At 71.0% G+C, this 13,802-nt stretch carries 9 protein-coding genes; 1 reads left to right on the forward strand and 8 read right to left on the reverse strand.

The genetic code is table 11. The features are described from left to right. Window positions 1–30 precede the first annotated feature (30 nt). The 8 genes from purF to gdhA all read right to left on the reverse strand — a co-directional run bounded on the left by purF (window position 31) and on the right by gdhA (window position 12,756). Complete coding sequence (gene purF / locus BKH33_RS07405) at window positions 31–1,767, reverse strand: amidophosphoribosyltransferase (RefSeq protein WP_076142681.1); 1,737 nt, start codon at window positions 1,765–1,767, stop codon at window positions 31–33. 188 nt (window positions 1,768–1,955) lie between these two features. Further along, a complete protein-coding gene (locus BKH33_RS07410) occupies window positions 1,956–3,578 on the reverse strand; it encodes an RNB domain-containing ribonuclease (protein WP_003781463.1) in 1,623 nt (540 codons plus the stop codon). 90 nt (window positions 3,579–3,668) lie between these two features. Beyond that, a complete protein-coding gene (locus BKH33_RS07415; protein ID WP_003781461.1) occupies window positions 3,669–4,109 on the reverse strand; it encodes a sterol carrier family protein in 441 nt (146 codons plus the stop codon). A 112-nt stretch (window positions 4,110–4,221) separates the two neighbouring features. Next, complete coding sequence (locus tag BKH33_RS07420) at window positions 4,222–6,348, reverse strand: PTS fructose transporter subunit IIABC (protein ID WP_003781436.1); 2,127 nt, start codon at window positions 6,346–6,348, stop codon at window positions 4,222–4,224. Window positions 6,349–6,553: 205 nt separating this feature from the next. Further along, complete coding sequence (locus tag BKH33_RS07425) at window positions 6,554–7,564, reverse strand: 1-phosphofructokinase family hexose kinase (RefSeq protein WP_003781448.1); 1,011 nt, start codon at window positions 7,562–7,564, stop codon at window positions 6,554–6,556. Further along, on the reverse strand, window positions 7,561–8,325 hold the full coding sequence (locus tag BKH33_RS07430; RefSeq protein WP_043538966.1) for a DeoR/GlpR family DNA-binding transcription regulator: 765 nt from the start codon (window positions 8,323–8,325) through the stop codon (window positions 7,561–7,563). Before BKH33_RS07430 ends, BKH33_RS07425 begins: the two co-directional genes overlap by 4 nt. Window positions 8,326–8,695: 370 nt before the next feature. Next, window positions 8,696–11,173, reverse strand: coding sequence for a bifunctional metallophosphatase/5'-nucleotidase (locus BKH33_RS07435; RefSeq protein WP_003781443.1), 2,478 nt, complete (start codon window positions 11,171–11,173; stop codon window positions 8,696–8,698). Window positions 11,174–11,418: 245 nt separating this feature from the next. Further along, entirely contained in the window at window positions 11,419–12,756 is a 1,338-nt protein-coding gene (gdhA, locus tag BKH33_RS07440; RefSeq protein WP_076077422.1) for an NADP-specific glutamate dehydrogenase, read from the reverse strand. Window positions 12,757–12,942: 186 nt separating this feature from the next. Between gdhA and BKH33_RS07445 the strand changes: the two genes are divergently transcribed. Further along, window positions 12,943–13,785 carry a class I SAM-dependent methyltransferase gene (locus BKH33_RS07445; RefSeq protein ID WP_043539027.1) on the forward strand — a complete coding sequence of 281 codons (843 nt, stop codon included), beginning with the start codon at window positions 12,943–12,945 and terminating at the stop codon, window positions 13,783–13,785. The last annotated feature ends 17 nt before the right edge of the window (window positions 13,786–13,802 follow it).

Below are 13,802 nucleotides of genomic sequence, written 5' to 3' on the forward strand. Positions count from 1 at the left end.
GCCAGTCAGCGCACGGCCGGCCGCCCCGGGCTACGACGTCGTCGAGCCCAGGGGGCTGCCGGAGGCCAGGTCCGGGCGGGTGATGCTGCCCGGCGGTATGGTGCGCTCGGCGTCTTCGGCCTTCGCGCGGCGCCGCCCGCGGTAGGCGGTCGGGACGCGGCGCACCGGGATGGTGGCGGACTTCAGGCTGCGCACCGGCGGCGGGATCGGGTAGTCACCGGTGAAGCAGGCCAGGCACAGGTCGTCGGCCTTCTGACCGCTGGCGGCCACCATGCCCTCGACGGACAGGAAGCCCAGGGAGTCGGCGCCGATGGACTCGCCGATCTCCTCCACGCTCATGCCGGTGGCGATGAGCTCGGCACGGGTGGCGAAGTCGATGCCGTAGAAGCAGGGCCACATGACCGGCGGGGAGGAGATGCGCACGTGGACCTCGGCGGCGCCGGCCTCGCGCAGCATCCGCACCAGGGCCCGCTGGGTGTTGCCGCGCACGATGGAGTCGTCGACGACGACGAGGCGCTTGCCCTCGATGACCTCGCGCAGGGGGTTGAGCTTGAGGCGGATGCCGAGCTGGCGCAGGGTCTGGGTGGGCTGGATGAAGGTGCGCCCCACGTAGGCGTTCTTCACCAGACCCTGACCGTAGGGGATGCCGGAGGCCTGCGCGTAGCCGATGGCGGCCGGGGTGCCCGACTCGGGCGTGGCGATGACGAGGTCGGCCTCCACCGGGTACTCACGGGCCAGGGCGGCACCCATCTCGTTGCGCGAGGCGATGACGCTGCGTCCGGCGATGCGGGTGTCGGGGCGGGCCAGGTAGACGTACTCGAAGACGCAGCCGGCCCGGCGTGCGGTGGCGAAGCGCGAGGAGCGCACGCCGTCCTCGTCGATCTCGATGAGCTCGCCGGGCTCGACCTCGCGCACGAAGGTGGCGCCGACGATGTCCAGGGCGGCTGTCTCGGAGGCCACGGCCCACCCGTTCTCCAGACGCCCGAGCACCAGGGGCCGCACCCCGTGCGGGTCTCGGGCGGCGTAGAGCGTGCCCTCGTCCATGAAGACCAGGGAGAAGGCGCCGCGCAGCATGGGCAGGACCCGGCGAGCGGCCTGGTGGACGCTCAAGGGGGCCTGCGTGGAGTAGGCGGCGTCGAGCTCGGCGTCGTCGGTGATGCCGGAGGTGAGGATGTCGGCGGCCGAGTCCCAACCCTCCAGGGCGCCGTGCTCAGAGACGAGGTTGAGCAGGGCGGCCAGGACCGCGGTGTCCGTGGAGGAGCCGCGGCCCAGCTCACCGCTGAGGTCCTCCCCGGAGGTGGTGCGCACGGCGTCCATGAGCTCACGGGTGTTGGTGAGGTTGCCGTTGTGGACCAGGGCGAGGGTGGAGCCGGCCGCCGGGCCGAGCATCGGCTGGGCGTTCTCCCAGGTGGTGGCACCCTGAGTGGCGTAGCGGACGTGGCCCACGGCCATGTGACCGGTGAGATTGGACAGGGCCTGGTCGTCGAAGACCTGGGAAACCAGACCGAGATCCTTGTAGACGAGGATCTGGGAGCCGTTGGAGGTGGCGATGCCGGCCGACTCCTGGCCGCGGTGCTGGAGGGCGTACAGGCCGAAGTAGCTCAGGCGGGAGACGTCCTCGCCGGGGGCCCACACACCGAAGACACCGCACTCCTCTCGCGGCGAGGGCTCGAGCTCGTCGGAGTGGTCATCGGGCAGAGCAGTCAGGCCGGGGACGGTCTCAGGATGGTCGAAGGCGGTCTGCGAGGGGTTCTCACCGGTGCGCACGCGCACAGTCTGTCACGACCGGAGGGGTCCTGCCCATCGGCGGGCACTGACAGGTGCCTGTGGCACGCGGCTTCAACTGCGTGATTCCGGGGTCTTGGAGAATGTCGACGCGTACGGCAATTGAATTCTGAAGGTTCCCGGAGGGCCCTGCCCGCGTGTCTCCTCGCCCGTTCCCGGCCCCGCCGCGGTCAGCTCGCCGCAAGGAGCTGGAAGCGGATACCGGCGGCGGGGTCGGCCGACAGGAGGCGGACCCGCACGCGCTCACCGACCGGGAGGCGGTCACCGGACTGCCCGCTTCCCCGGCGGACCTCGGTGACGACGGCGGGCTCGGTCAGGACGAGCTCGCCGCGTCCCTCGCGCTCGGAGGTGATGACGCCGTCGAAGACCTCGCCCTCATGGCCACGCAGGACCAGGGCCTCCAGAGCGGTCAGGGCGCCGCGACCGATGGCCCGGGCGCGCTTGCCGGTCTGCTCCATGACGTCGGGCAGGTCGGGCAGGGCCTGGAGCACCCACTCGGGCACGGGCGCCTGGGCGCAGGCGGCGATGCAGACCTCCTCGCCGTAGCGGTCCACGAGACGTCGCAGCGGCGCGGTGACGTGGGCGTAGCGGGCGGCGATCGCGGAGTGGACGGCCTCCTCGGCGTCGGCGGCCTCGTCGTCAGCCGGGACGCCGACGCCGCCCGCACCGAAAGCGAGGTAGCCCGAGCCGCGGAAGAGGGACATGGCCTGGTCCATGAAGGCGGCATGAGCGGGCACGGCATGGTCCAGGCCGCGCACGAGCTCGGAGTATGGCTGGGCTGCCGGCCAGTCGATGCCCAGGGCCGCGGCGACGCGCCGCAGGCGGGCGTAGTCCTCAGGGCGCGCCGGCGGCAGGGTCCGCAGGATGCCGACGCCGCACTCGACCATGATCCGGGCAGCGCACATACCGGTGAGCAGGGAGATCTGGGCGTTGTACTGCTCGGCGGGCACGGGCACGCGGTAGGCGAGCCGGTAACCGGACGGGCCAGGAGCCTCGGCGGACTCCGAGTCCTCCGCCGACCCTGCCGCCTCGGTCACCTCGACGACCTGCTCAGGCGTCGTCATGCTGATGCCACCGCGGGCGACCTCGCGTTCCAGACGCAGGCGGCCGATCTCGGCCAGGAGCCCGGGCAGGTCGGTGGGAGCCGACGACGGCAGGGTGCCCTCGCCGTCGATGGCGGCCTGGACCTGACCGTAGGTGAGGCGGGCCCGCGAGCGCACAAGAGCGCGCTCGACGCGGGCGGAGACGACCTCGCCGCGGGCGTCGAGGTCGATGGTCCACAGGCAAGCCGGGCGATCCACGTCCTCCAGGAGGGAGGCGGCGCCGTGGGAGAGGACCTCGGGGTGCAGGGGCGTGGCGGCGTCTGGGGCGTAGATGGTCTCGCCGCGGCGGCTCAGCTCGGCGTCCAGGGCACCACCGGGGGGCACGAAGGTGGCCAGCGAGGCGATGGCGTAGTGGATGCGGTAGGTGGCCGCCGATCCGGGCGCGTCCCCGACCGACGTGCCCGCAGCCTCGCTCCAGGCAGGAAGTCGTTCCAGGAGCACTGCCTGGTCGAGGTCCATGGAGCCGGGCGGGTCGATGGTGACCAGTTCCAGGTCACGGGCGTCGCGGGCGCCGTCGGCCAGGAGCCGGGCGGGTCCGTCCTGGGCCCAGGAGGTGGCGGCGGCCTCGGCCTCGGCAAGGGCCTCAGGCGGGAAGGCGGTGGGCACCTCGTAGCGAGCGCGCAGCTCGTCCAGGGCGCGGACGACCTCGGCGGGCGGGGCGGTGTAGGTGCTCAGGCGCTTGCGACTCATGGGACGAACCTACCGGCGCGGACCCCACTCACCGACGTGATCCTCACATTCGACGCGTAGCCGCGTTGCCTGTGACGAAGATGCTGGTACTCATGCGGGGATCCGGACCAGGGGCAGGTAGGCGGACAGGTCGCAGCGTTCACCGGAGGCCTGCAGGGCACCGCTGTCCAGAGCATCCTGCCAGGTCAGGCGGCCGGTGGCCAGTGCCAGCCAGGTGGGGGCGTCGGTCTCGACGACGCTGGGCGGGGTCCCCCGGCGGTGGACAGTTCCGGCGACGGCCTGGGTGACGCCGAAGGGCGGGACCCGCACCTCGACCGAGCGTCCCGGGGTGCAGGCGGCGAGCTCCTCAAGGGTGTAGCGCACGGCGGTCGCGGTCACCCGACGGCGAGCGGCCCGGTCGGCCGGGCTGACGGCTCCGGCACCGTCCCCGACACCGTTCGCCGAAGCATCCTGGGACTCGTCCTGCTCCTGGACCCACTGGCGCAGGGCCTGGGCACCCGCGGCGGGCTCGATGCGTCGTCTAGCAGCCATGATGCGGAGCCTATGCCGCGACCAGCGCCGAGTCCGAGCGCGTGAGCTCATAACGACGAGGACGGCCCGCCCAGATGGCGGACCGTCCTCGTGACAGGAACCGGGAGCCGGATCAGGCGGCGGGCCGCGCCGCGGCACCGTCCTTGCTGCCCTGGTGACGACCGAGTCCCTTGAGGAGGATGACCAGCGCGGTGCTCACCACCGCCCCGGCCAGGATCGCCAGGAGGAAGCCGCCGAAGTTGGTGATGGCGAAGGCGACGAACACACCTCCGTGGGGCGCGCGCGAGCCGACGTGCATGGCCATGGTCATCGCGCCCGTGACCGCACCGCCGGCCATGGTGGCCGGGATGACGCGCAACGGGTCGGCGGCGGCGAAGGGGATGGCGCCCTCGGAGATGAAGGACAGCCCCAGCAGCCAAGCGCTGCGCCCGTTCTCCACCTCAGCCTTGGTGAACAGCCGCGAGCGCAGGAAGGTCGCGGCGGACATCGCCAGCGGCGGCACCATGCCGGCGGCCATGACGGTGGCCATGATCTCGTAGGGGGCGGTGTTGGCAGCGCTGGCGGCGGACAGGCCCGCCGTACCGAACAGGTAGGCGGCCTTGTTGACCGGCCCGCCCAGGTCGAAGCACATCATGAGTCCGAGGATGATCCCCAGGAACACGGCGGAGCCTCCCTGAGACATGGAGGTCAGCCCGTCCTGCAGGGCGGTCATGAGGGAGGCCAGCGGCCGTCCCAGCAGCATGTACATGACGGCGCCCACGGCCAGCGTGGTGCCCAACGGGATGATGACAACGGGCATGAGCCCGCGCAGCCAGGCCGGAACGTTGAGTCCGGTGAACCAGGCGGCTACGTAGCCGGCGAGGATGCCGCCGATGAGGCCGCCGATGAATCCGGAGCCAACCGACACGGCGATGGCGCCCATGGCGAATCCGGGGGCGATGCCGGGCCGACCGGCCAGGCCGAAGGCGATGTAGCCGGCCAGCGCCGGGACGAGGAAGTTCATGGCCGCCTGCCCCAGCAGGAAGAACACAGAGCCGAGATAGAGCGTCAGTCCGGAGCCGGCGGCGCCCTCCACGGATCCAGGCAGGCTCCACAGGGTGTAGTCGTGAGCGACAACCTCGGCCATGGACTTGTCGGCGCCCTCAGGCGTCAGGGCGATGTCGTACCCGCCCAGGAGGAAGCCCAGGGCGATGAGCAGACCACCAGCGGCCACAAAGGGAATCATGTAGGACACGCCGGTCATGACCGAGCGCTGAAGGCGCCGCGCCCAGTGCTCGGAGCCCTCCTCGCTCTCCTCGCTGGACTCGCCGCCGGCCGGCACGCGGGCGGCGCTCGGGTCATCGGCCGCGGCCAGGGCCTTGTCCACCAGGGACCCGGCGTCGTTGACGGCGGCCTTGACGCCGACGTCGATGACTGGCTTTCCGGCGAAGCGCTCACGACCCTTGACGGGCAGGTCGTGGGCGAAGATGACGGCGGTGGCCCGCTTGATGAGGTCAGGGTCGAGGGCGTCGATCTTGCCCGAGCCCTGTCCCTCGATGGCCACGGTGATGCCGCGGTCCTTGCCTGCCTGCTCCAGGGCCTCGGCGGCCATGAAGGTGTGGGCGATGCCGGTGGGGCAGGAGGAAACCCCCACAATGACGGTCTCGCCGGCCGCTGGGGCCGACGTCGCCGCCGCGGCCCTGGACTTCGCGGCACCGACCCCTTCGGCCGAGTCAGCGGAACCTGCGGCCTCACTGACCGCGCCATCCTCGGCCTCTCCCCCGCCCTCGAGCAGCTCGGGCTGGACCTGCCCGGTGACGATCCGGGCGACTTCCTCGGCGTCGGCGGCCTGACGCAGCGCGTCGGTGAAGTCGGACTGCATGAGCCCGCGGGCGAGCTTGGCCAGGAGCTGGAGGTGGAAGTCGTCGGCGCCGTCGGGGGCCGCGATCATGAAGACGAGGTCGGCGGCCTGGCCGTCGGCGGCCCCGAAGTCGACAGGTTCGGCCAGACGGGCGAAGCCGAGGCTGGGAGCCAGGACGTGGGCGCTGCGGCAGTGCGGGATCGCGATGCCCCCGGGGATCCCGGTGGGGGCGGTGGACTCGCGCTTCTTGGCGTCGGCGGCCAGGCCGTCGGGGCTGGAGGCCCGGCCGGCACCGGCCACGGTGGTGGCCAGGAACTCGATGACGTCTTCCTTGCCCGGGCCTGCGGCGGCGTCGAGCGCGACCAGCTCGGGGATGATCAGTGGTTTGTTCTCGGTCATGGTCTTCCTTGGTGTCCGAGGGGCTGCCGCCCGGTGGGCGGTGGCGGTGTGTCAGAGGTGGTCAAGGGTGGTGGGCGGCTGTCATGTGGTGGGTGGTTGGCGTGGACGGTCGGGGTGGTCGGGCAGACCGGCAGGCGGCCGGCGATGTGTGCGGGGCCGGAGAATGCGGCAGGACTGCGTTCCTGGTGCCTCCGGGCGCCCCGGCTCAGGAGAGCCGGGTGACGACCGAGGGATGCTCGGGCAGGTCAGCGGGCGTGGGCAGGGTGGTCCCCGGCAGGGAGGCGGCGGCCGAGCCGTAGGCCATGGCGGTGCTCAGGCGCTCGGCCTCGTCGCCGCCGTTGACATCGGCCAGGATGTAGCCGGCCACCGAGGAGTCCCCGGCCCCGACGGTGGAGACCACCGGGACCTCGGGAGCGGTGGCGTGCCAGGCGCCGTCGGCGGTCACCAGGACGGCCCCTGCGGGCCCGAGCGTCACCATGACGGCGCCGATGCCCAGGCCCACCAGAAGGCGAGCCGCGTCGACGACGGGGTCGTAGTTCCCCTCAACGGCACCCTCCTCAAGGACCATGGCGCGGTCGGCCGGCAGGCCGGCGAGCTGGCCGAGCTCCTCACCATTGGGCTTGATGAGGTCGGGGGCCGAGTCGGGCAGCTCGGCGGCCAGGGCCGCAAGGGGCTCGTCGGAGGTGTCGACGGCGATGCGCAGCCCCGGCGCGGCCTCGCGCAGGAGCCCCACCAGCCGTGCGTACCAGTTGGTTGGGATGCCCGGCGGTAGGGAGCCGGACAGGACCGCCCAGTGGTGGGGCGAGGCTCCGACCGGCAGCGGCGTGGTCGCCAGGGTCTCCAGCAGGGCGTGCTCAACGGCGGCGATCTCCTGCTCGCTCAGGCCCGCTCCCAGCTCGTTGAGCTTGGTGGTGGTGCCGTCGGGCTCAGTGACCGCGGTGTTGATGCGGGCGGCTCCGGTCACCAGCACCGGGTGGACGGTGAGTCCGGGCAGCTCGAGGGCACCCAGGGCGGCGAGGATGGGGTCGTGCTCGGCGGCGGGCAGGACGGCGGTGGCCGCGCGTCCGGAGTTGGACAGGACGCGGGCGACGTTGACGCCCTTGCCCCCGGGCTCCATGACAACACCGGTCAGACGCTGGACGGTGCCACGCTGGAGGGGGCCGGGCAGGGAGACAGTACGGTCGAGGGACGGGTTGGGCGTGAGGGTCAGGATCATGCGACGAGGACCTCTGTTTCAGTGGTGGCGAGATGTTCGGTGAGTGCGGGCGGGAGCTCGACGTCGGTGACCAGGAGGTCGACGTCGTCGAGGGAGGCGAAGGAGACCAGGTGCTCCTGACCGATCTTGGTGGAGTCGACCAGGGCCACGACCTGGCGGGCGCTGCGCACCATGGCGCGTTTGACGGTGGCCTCGTCGGGGTCGGGCGTGGACATCCCGTGGGCGGCGCTGACGCCGTTGGCGCCCAGGAGCGCGACATCGACGCGCAGGGTGGACAGGGTCTCGAGCGCCTCGGGGCCAACGGCGGCCTGGGTGAGTCCGCGCAGCTGGCCGCCCAGGATCCGCACCCGGGTGTGCCCGGCGGCGGCCAGGGAGGCCGCGGTCAGGACGGAGTTGGTGATGATGGTGAGTCCACGGTCGGCGGGCAGGAGCCGGGCGGCGGCCCCGGTGGTGGTGCCGGCGTCCACCAGGAGGGTGGTGCCGGGCTCCAGGGCCAGCCGTTCCAGGGTCGCGCAGGCAATGGCCTGCTTGGCCGAGGGGTTGACCTGCTCACGCTGGGCGACCCCGGTCTCCGGCAGAGCGGGGGCGGGAATCGCGCCACCGTGAACCTTGCGCAGGGAGCCGCTGCGGTCCAGGGCGGTCAGGTCACGGCGAATCGTCTCAGGGGCGACGTCGAAGCGCTCGGCGAGCTCGACGACGAGGACGCGCCCAGCACCACGCACCTGCTCCACGATCTGGCGGTGCCTGTCCTCGATGCGCATGTTCACCCCCTGACGCCGGTGTCGACGACCGATCATGTCCGTTCGGGCATTATCTCGATCTTGAATGTCTGAACAGGCGTAAGTGTATGCCCGTTCGGTCACCCACGTCTACCCTTGAGTGACTCACAATACATTTCATAGGCGGTTCTGAGAACAGGTTTCACCCGGCGGAGATCACTAGGAGTGACGGCAGAGACAGCGGTGTCCACATCTGTCGCGAAGGCCCCGAACGTGAACGCACCGGCGAGAGAGAACCGTATGATTCCTCGGTTCTATCGGCGTTCTCGTAGGCCCGGAAGCCTCTTTGCGGCAGATGTGGACACCAGTACTGTGCGAATGCTGTGCGAGCGCCCGCGACGCAGGGTCGGCGTCAGGCCTGACGCCGCCCGCGCAGGATCAGGTAGCCGCCGACGGCGAGCAGGGCGAGGGTGAGTACTCCCGCACTGAGCGAGGCGCCAGTACGGGCCAGAGGCCCACCACTTGCCGCCTCGCCCGGACGGTCGGGCCCAGCCGCCCGGCCGGGCACTCCGGACACGACCGGAGCGGCGGTGGCTGCGGACTGCGCGCCGTTACCTGCGGACGGCTCGGTGCCGCCGCCCACGGACGACTCATCAGCATCACGGCCGACCGGCGGGGTGGAGGCCGCCTCGCCGACGGCCTCGTCCGCCGTACTGTCAGCGCCCTCTGCCGCGCTGTCGCCCATGTCCGCACCGTCGCCTGCGGCACCACCCGCATCAGCACCAGGGTCGGCCGCGGCCTCACCCTCGATCTCCACCGAGAAGCGATTGAGAACCGTACCTGCGGAGTCGAGGGTCTCGACGGAGACCCAGCGGCAGGTGGTGGCCTGGACCGTGCGGCAGGCGCGCGTGGGGGCGTCGGTCGGGAACGTGAGGTTGAAGTCGACCCGCCCGGTGGTCGGACCGGCGGGGTCGACAGTGAGGTCGAGATCCTTGGTCAGGATCTCCTTGTCCCCCGAGCTCACGCGCACGCGCCGGGCACCGGCGGCCTGCTCGGAGGCGTTGGTATAGGCCAGGGAGTCCAGGGTCACTGAGACCATGTTGGTGCTGCGTGCGCCGCCTGAGCTGATGTACACGGGCCCCACGGTCATCCCGGTCTGCCGCTTGGAGTAGCCGGCCTTGACGGGCTGGTCGCCGAAGGAGGCCAGGTAGGCGGAGGTGACGTCGCGGTCGAGGACGCCGGTGTTTGTCGACGGCTTGTCCTTCAAGACGGTGTAGCCGTCACCGCCGGTCAGCAGGAAGGAGTTGGAGGCGACGACGACGCTGTCGCCGTCGGCCAGCGGCTCGCCGTCGATGAGGATCTCGCGGATCGCGGGGGCGGCTCCGGCTTCGCTGCTGTGACTGGCATCGGTGCTGGCCTCGGTGAGGACGTCGACATTGCTGGACAGCCCCAGGGTGAGCACGGGCCGGCTGGAGCCGGGTTGCCACTGCTGGGTCAGGAGCGTCTTCAGCTCGGCGCCGGTGAGGGTCGTGTAGGCCATCTCGTTGCCGAAGGGCTGGGCGGTGTAGGCCTCGCCGGAGGTCAGGACGCCGTCGCCCTCGGAGCCGGAGGCGGCATAGAGGAGGTCGGCGCGCACGCCACCGGGGTTCATGATGCCCACGTAGCGGGTGGAGCCGGCCGGCTGGATGTCGGTGGCGAGCCAGCTGCGGAAGGACTCGGCGATGAGGTCGGAAGCGGTGGACTCGGTGCCGCGGTTGGAGCCGGGGCCGGAGCCGTCCGAGCCGCGCAGGAAGTCCGACCCGATCTTGGCCAGCGGCTTGCCGCCCTCGGTGGCGGAGTCCTTCTCCGCCTGGGCCACGATCCCGGCGACGCCGTAGGCGTCGGTGGTGCAGCTCGAGCTGCGCAGGTCCTCGTTGTCAGCACTGACCACAGTGGTCTTTCGGCTGGCGGGATCATAGCTGAGGCGGATGCGGCCCAGTGCCCAGCCGTAGTGATCGGCCTGGACGACGGCGATCCGGTTGCCCTCGACACCGGTGACGGTCTGGGCGAAGGGCACGTGGGTGTGTCCGGAGAAGACGGCGTCGACGCTCCCGCCGAAGCTGGTGGCGGTGGTGGCGGCGTCCTCGTGGCTGAGCACGACGACGACATCAGCCTCACCGTTGGCGGGATCGCCGTCCTTGAGCTCGGCGGCACGGGCGTTGGCGGCGGCAACCGCGGGGCTCAGGGTGAGGGAGGACAGGGCTGACGGTGACACGAGGGTGGGCAGCTCATCGGTGACGACGCCGACGAAGCCGACGCGCACACCGCCGACCTCCTTGATGTAGGCACCTTTCCCACTGCCCTCAGCAGTCAGGGACGCCGAGCCGGAGACGTTGGCGGCCAGGATCGGGAAGTTCGAGGCGGGCAGGATGCGCGTCTCCAGGTCGGTCAGGCCCTGGTCGAGCTCGTGGTTGCCCAGGGCGGAGGCATCCAGGGACATCGCGTTGAGCGTCTCCATGGTGGGGCGGTCCTGGAGAATAGAGGAGACGTAGGCCGATCCGCCCACGGAGTCTCCGGCGGAGACGAACAGAGTGTTGGGGTTGGCGGCGCGGGCGGCGGCGACCTCGCAGGCCAGGGTGACCGCGCCGGGGTCCTCGACGGAGGCCTGGCCGGTGTCACGGTCCGTCTGGGTGGTGCGGGAGATGTGGCCGTGCAGGTCGGTGATCCCCAGCAGGTCAATGGTCCTGGCAGAGGCAGCCGGGTCAGCGTCTCCCGCTGCCAGCGCTGCAGCGGGCCGGGCCGCCTCATCGGCGCCGGCGGGCGGGGTGAGTACGAGGGGACTGAGGGATGTCAGCGTAAGCGCGCAGATGGCGGCGCAGGCCTTGACGGCCCGTATGGGGAGCAGTCGCATGTCATTCCTTGTGGGGCGCGGGATGGTCGGGGCAGTAGTACCGGAGTACCGGGACAACAGTGGGGAGGGGGACATGTCCAACCGTATGCGCCCGCACTGAATTGTGCACATTTTTCACGAAACCAGGCGCCCCCTGACCGATGGCCGGCGGCAGCTGGGACACGCGCACAACGACGGCACCCGCCGCCTCTTCTCAGAGGCGGCGGGTGCCGTCGCTATGGGCGCGAACCCGGATCAGCCAGGTATCAGACGATGCCGTGGGCGATCATGACGTCGGCAACGCGGGTGAAACCGGCCGCGTTGGCGCCGAGCACGTAGTCGCCGGGGCGGCCGTACTCCTCAGCCGCGGCGACGCAGGAGTCGTGGATGTCGGCCATGATGCCGGTCAGCTTGGCCTCAGCAGTGGCGAAGTCCCAGCGGGTACGGCCGGCGTTCTGCTCCATCTCGAGGGCGGAGGTGGCCACGCCACCGGCGTTGGCCGCCTTACCGGGGCCGAACAGGATGCCGGCCTTCTGGAAGGTCTCGACGGCCTCGGGGGTCGAGGGCATGTTGGCACCCTCGGAGACCACGCCGCAGCCTCCCCGCAGCAGGGTGGCCGCTGCGTCGCCGTCGAGCTCGTTCTGGGTGGCGCAGGGCAGGGCGACGTCGCCGGGGACGTCCCACACGGAGCCGCCGGTCACGAGGCGGGCACCGGGGCGGCGCTCGACGTAGTCGGCCACGCGGCCGCGCTCGACCTCCTTGACCTGCTTGAGCAGCTCGAGGTCCACACCGGCCTCGTCGACGACGTAGCCGGAGGAGTCGGAGAAGGTGATGGGGGTGGCGCCGAGCTGCTGGGCCTTCTCGATGGCGTAGATCGCCACGTTGCCGGCGCCGGAGACGATGACCTTCTTGCCCTCGAGGGACTCGCCCTTGGTGGAGAGCATGGACTGGGCGAAGAGCACGGCGCCGTAGCCGGTGGCCTCGGTGCGCACGAGGGAGCCTCCCCAGGCCAGGCCCTTACCGGTGAGGACCCCGGCGTCATAGGAGTTACGCAAGCGCTTGTACTGGCCGAACATGTAGCCGATCTCGCGACCACCCACGCCGATGTCACCGGCGGGCACGTCGGTGGAGGGACCGATGTGGCGGGCCAGCTCGGTCATGAAGGACTGGCAGAAGCGCATGACCTCGGCGTCGGAGCGGCCGTGCGGGTCGAAGTCGGAGCCGCCCTTGCCGCCGCCGATGCCCTGGGCGGTCAGGGCGTTCTTGAAGATCTGCTCAAAACCGAGGAACTTGATGATTCCGGCGTTGACCGAGGGGTGGAAGCGCAGGCCGCCCTTGTAGGGGCCCAGCGCGGAGTTGAACTCGATGCGGAAGCCGCGGTTGACGTGGACCTGGCCGGCGTCGTCGACCCACGGGACCCGGAACATGATCTGGCGCTCGGGCTCGACGATACGCTCCAGGAGGGCGCCCTCAGCGTAGTGGGGGTGCTTCGCGATGACGGGATCGAGGGACTCCAGCACCTCGTGGACGGCCTGATGGAACTCGACCTCTCCACGGTTGCGAGCCACAACCTGCTCATAGACCTTCTCGACAACGTCCTGCATGAGGGACTCCTTCGCCTAGCGGAATAAGCTCAGCACCTGGCTGGTCGCCGCGGCGCCGCGAGAAGACTTCCACCGAGACGTTCACTGAGACGAAACATCTCGCGATCCGGAGGAAACATAGCCGTCGCAAAGGCCGCATATCGGACGATGATGCAGTCGAGGTCACAGTTCTCGGATGATCCTGTCATGGACGGTGAACAGTATTCGGACACCTCGGGCGGCTCGGCCGGAGCGGCCCGCTACACCCACGGCCACGGGACGGCGGTCCTCAGCGCGCACTCACGTCGCGGCGCCGAGGACTCGGCCGCCTACCTGCTTCCCCACCTGAACGCTGGAATGGACCTGCTCGATGTCGGCTGCGGGCCTGCAACCATCACTGCGGACCTGGCCGAACGGGTGGCTCCCGGACGCGTCGTCGGCCTGGATGCCGCCTCTGGCGCGCTCGAGGCGGCCCGAGCGACGCTGGCCGAGCGGGACCTGCCCGCGGGGGTGGAGCTCACCAACGGGGACATCATGTCTCTGCCCTTCGATGACGGCACCTTCGACATCGCCCACGCCCACCAGGTCCTCCAGCACCTCAGCGACCCGGTGGGTGCCCTGGCCGAGATGCGACGGGTCACCCGCCCCGGCGGGATCGTGGCGGTGCGTGACGCCGTCTACTCCGCCATGACCTGGTACCCGGAGTTCGAGGGCATGGAGCTGTGGCGCTCGGTCTACATGGCCACGGCCCGAGCCAACGGCGGCGAGCCCGACGCCGGAGGCCGACTGCTCGCCTGGGCCCACCGGGCGGGGTTCACTGAGGTGACAGCCTCGGCCTCCACCTGGTGCTACGCCACACCCGCCGACCGCGCCTGGCAGTCCGAGACCTGGGCGCAGCGGTGCCTGACCTCCTTCGGGCCCCAGGCCGTCGACCTGGGGCTGGCGCGCAGAGACGACCTGGAGACGATGGCCCAGGCCTGGCGGCAGTGGGGTGGCAGCCAGGACGCCTGGTTCGTCGTCGTGCACGGCGAGGTCATTGCCCGTGCCTGACGGCGGACACACGAGAT

The organism is Actinomyces naeslundii (genome assembly GCF_001956585.1).
GTDB lineage: Bacteria > Actinomycetota > Actinomycetes > Actinomycetales > Actinomycetaceae > Actinomyces > Actinomyces naeslundii.

Excerpts from the sequence above, each read along its gene's own strand:
- BKH33_RS07445 (WP_043539027.1), top strand. The coding sequence starts at position 12,943 with ATGGACGGTGAACAGTATTCGGACACCTCGGGCGGCTCGGCCGGAGCG.
- BKH33_RS07410 (WP_003781463.1), bottom strand. The coding sequence starts at position 3,578 with ATGAGTCGCAAGCGCCTGAGCACCTACACCGCCCCGCCCGCCGAGGTC.
- gdhA (WP_076077422.1), bottom strand. The coding sequence starts at position 12,756 with ATGCAGGACGTTGTCGAGAAGGTCTATGAGCAGGTTGTGGCTCGCAAC.
- BKH33_RS07425 (WP_003781448.1), bottom strand. The coding sequence starts at position 7,564 with ATGATCCTGACCCTCACGCCCAACCCGTCCCTCGACCGTACTGTCTCC.
- BKH33_RS07420 (WP_003781436.1), bottom strand. The coding sequence starts at position 6,348 with ATGACCGAGAACAAACCACTGATCATCCCCGAGCTGGTCGCGCTCGAC.
- BKH33_RS07435 (WP_003781443.1), bottom strand. The coding sequence starts at position 11,173 with ATGCGACTGCTCCCCATACGGGCCGTCAAGGCCTGCGCCGCCATCTGC.
- BKH33_RS07430 (WP_043538966.1), bottom strand. The coding sequence starts at position 8,325 with ATGCGCATCGAGGACAGGCACCGCCAGATCGTGGAGCAGGTGCGTGGT.
- BKH33_RS07415 (WP_003781461.1), bottom strand. The coding sequence starts at position 4,109 with ATGGCTGCTAGACGACGCATCGAGCCCGCCGCGGGTGCCCAGGCCCTG.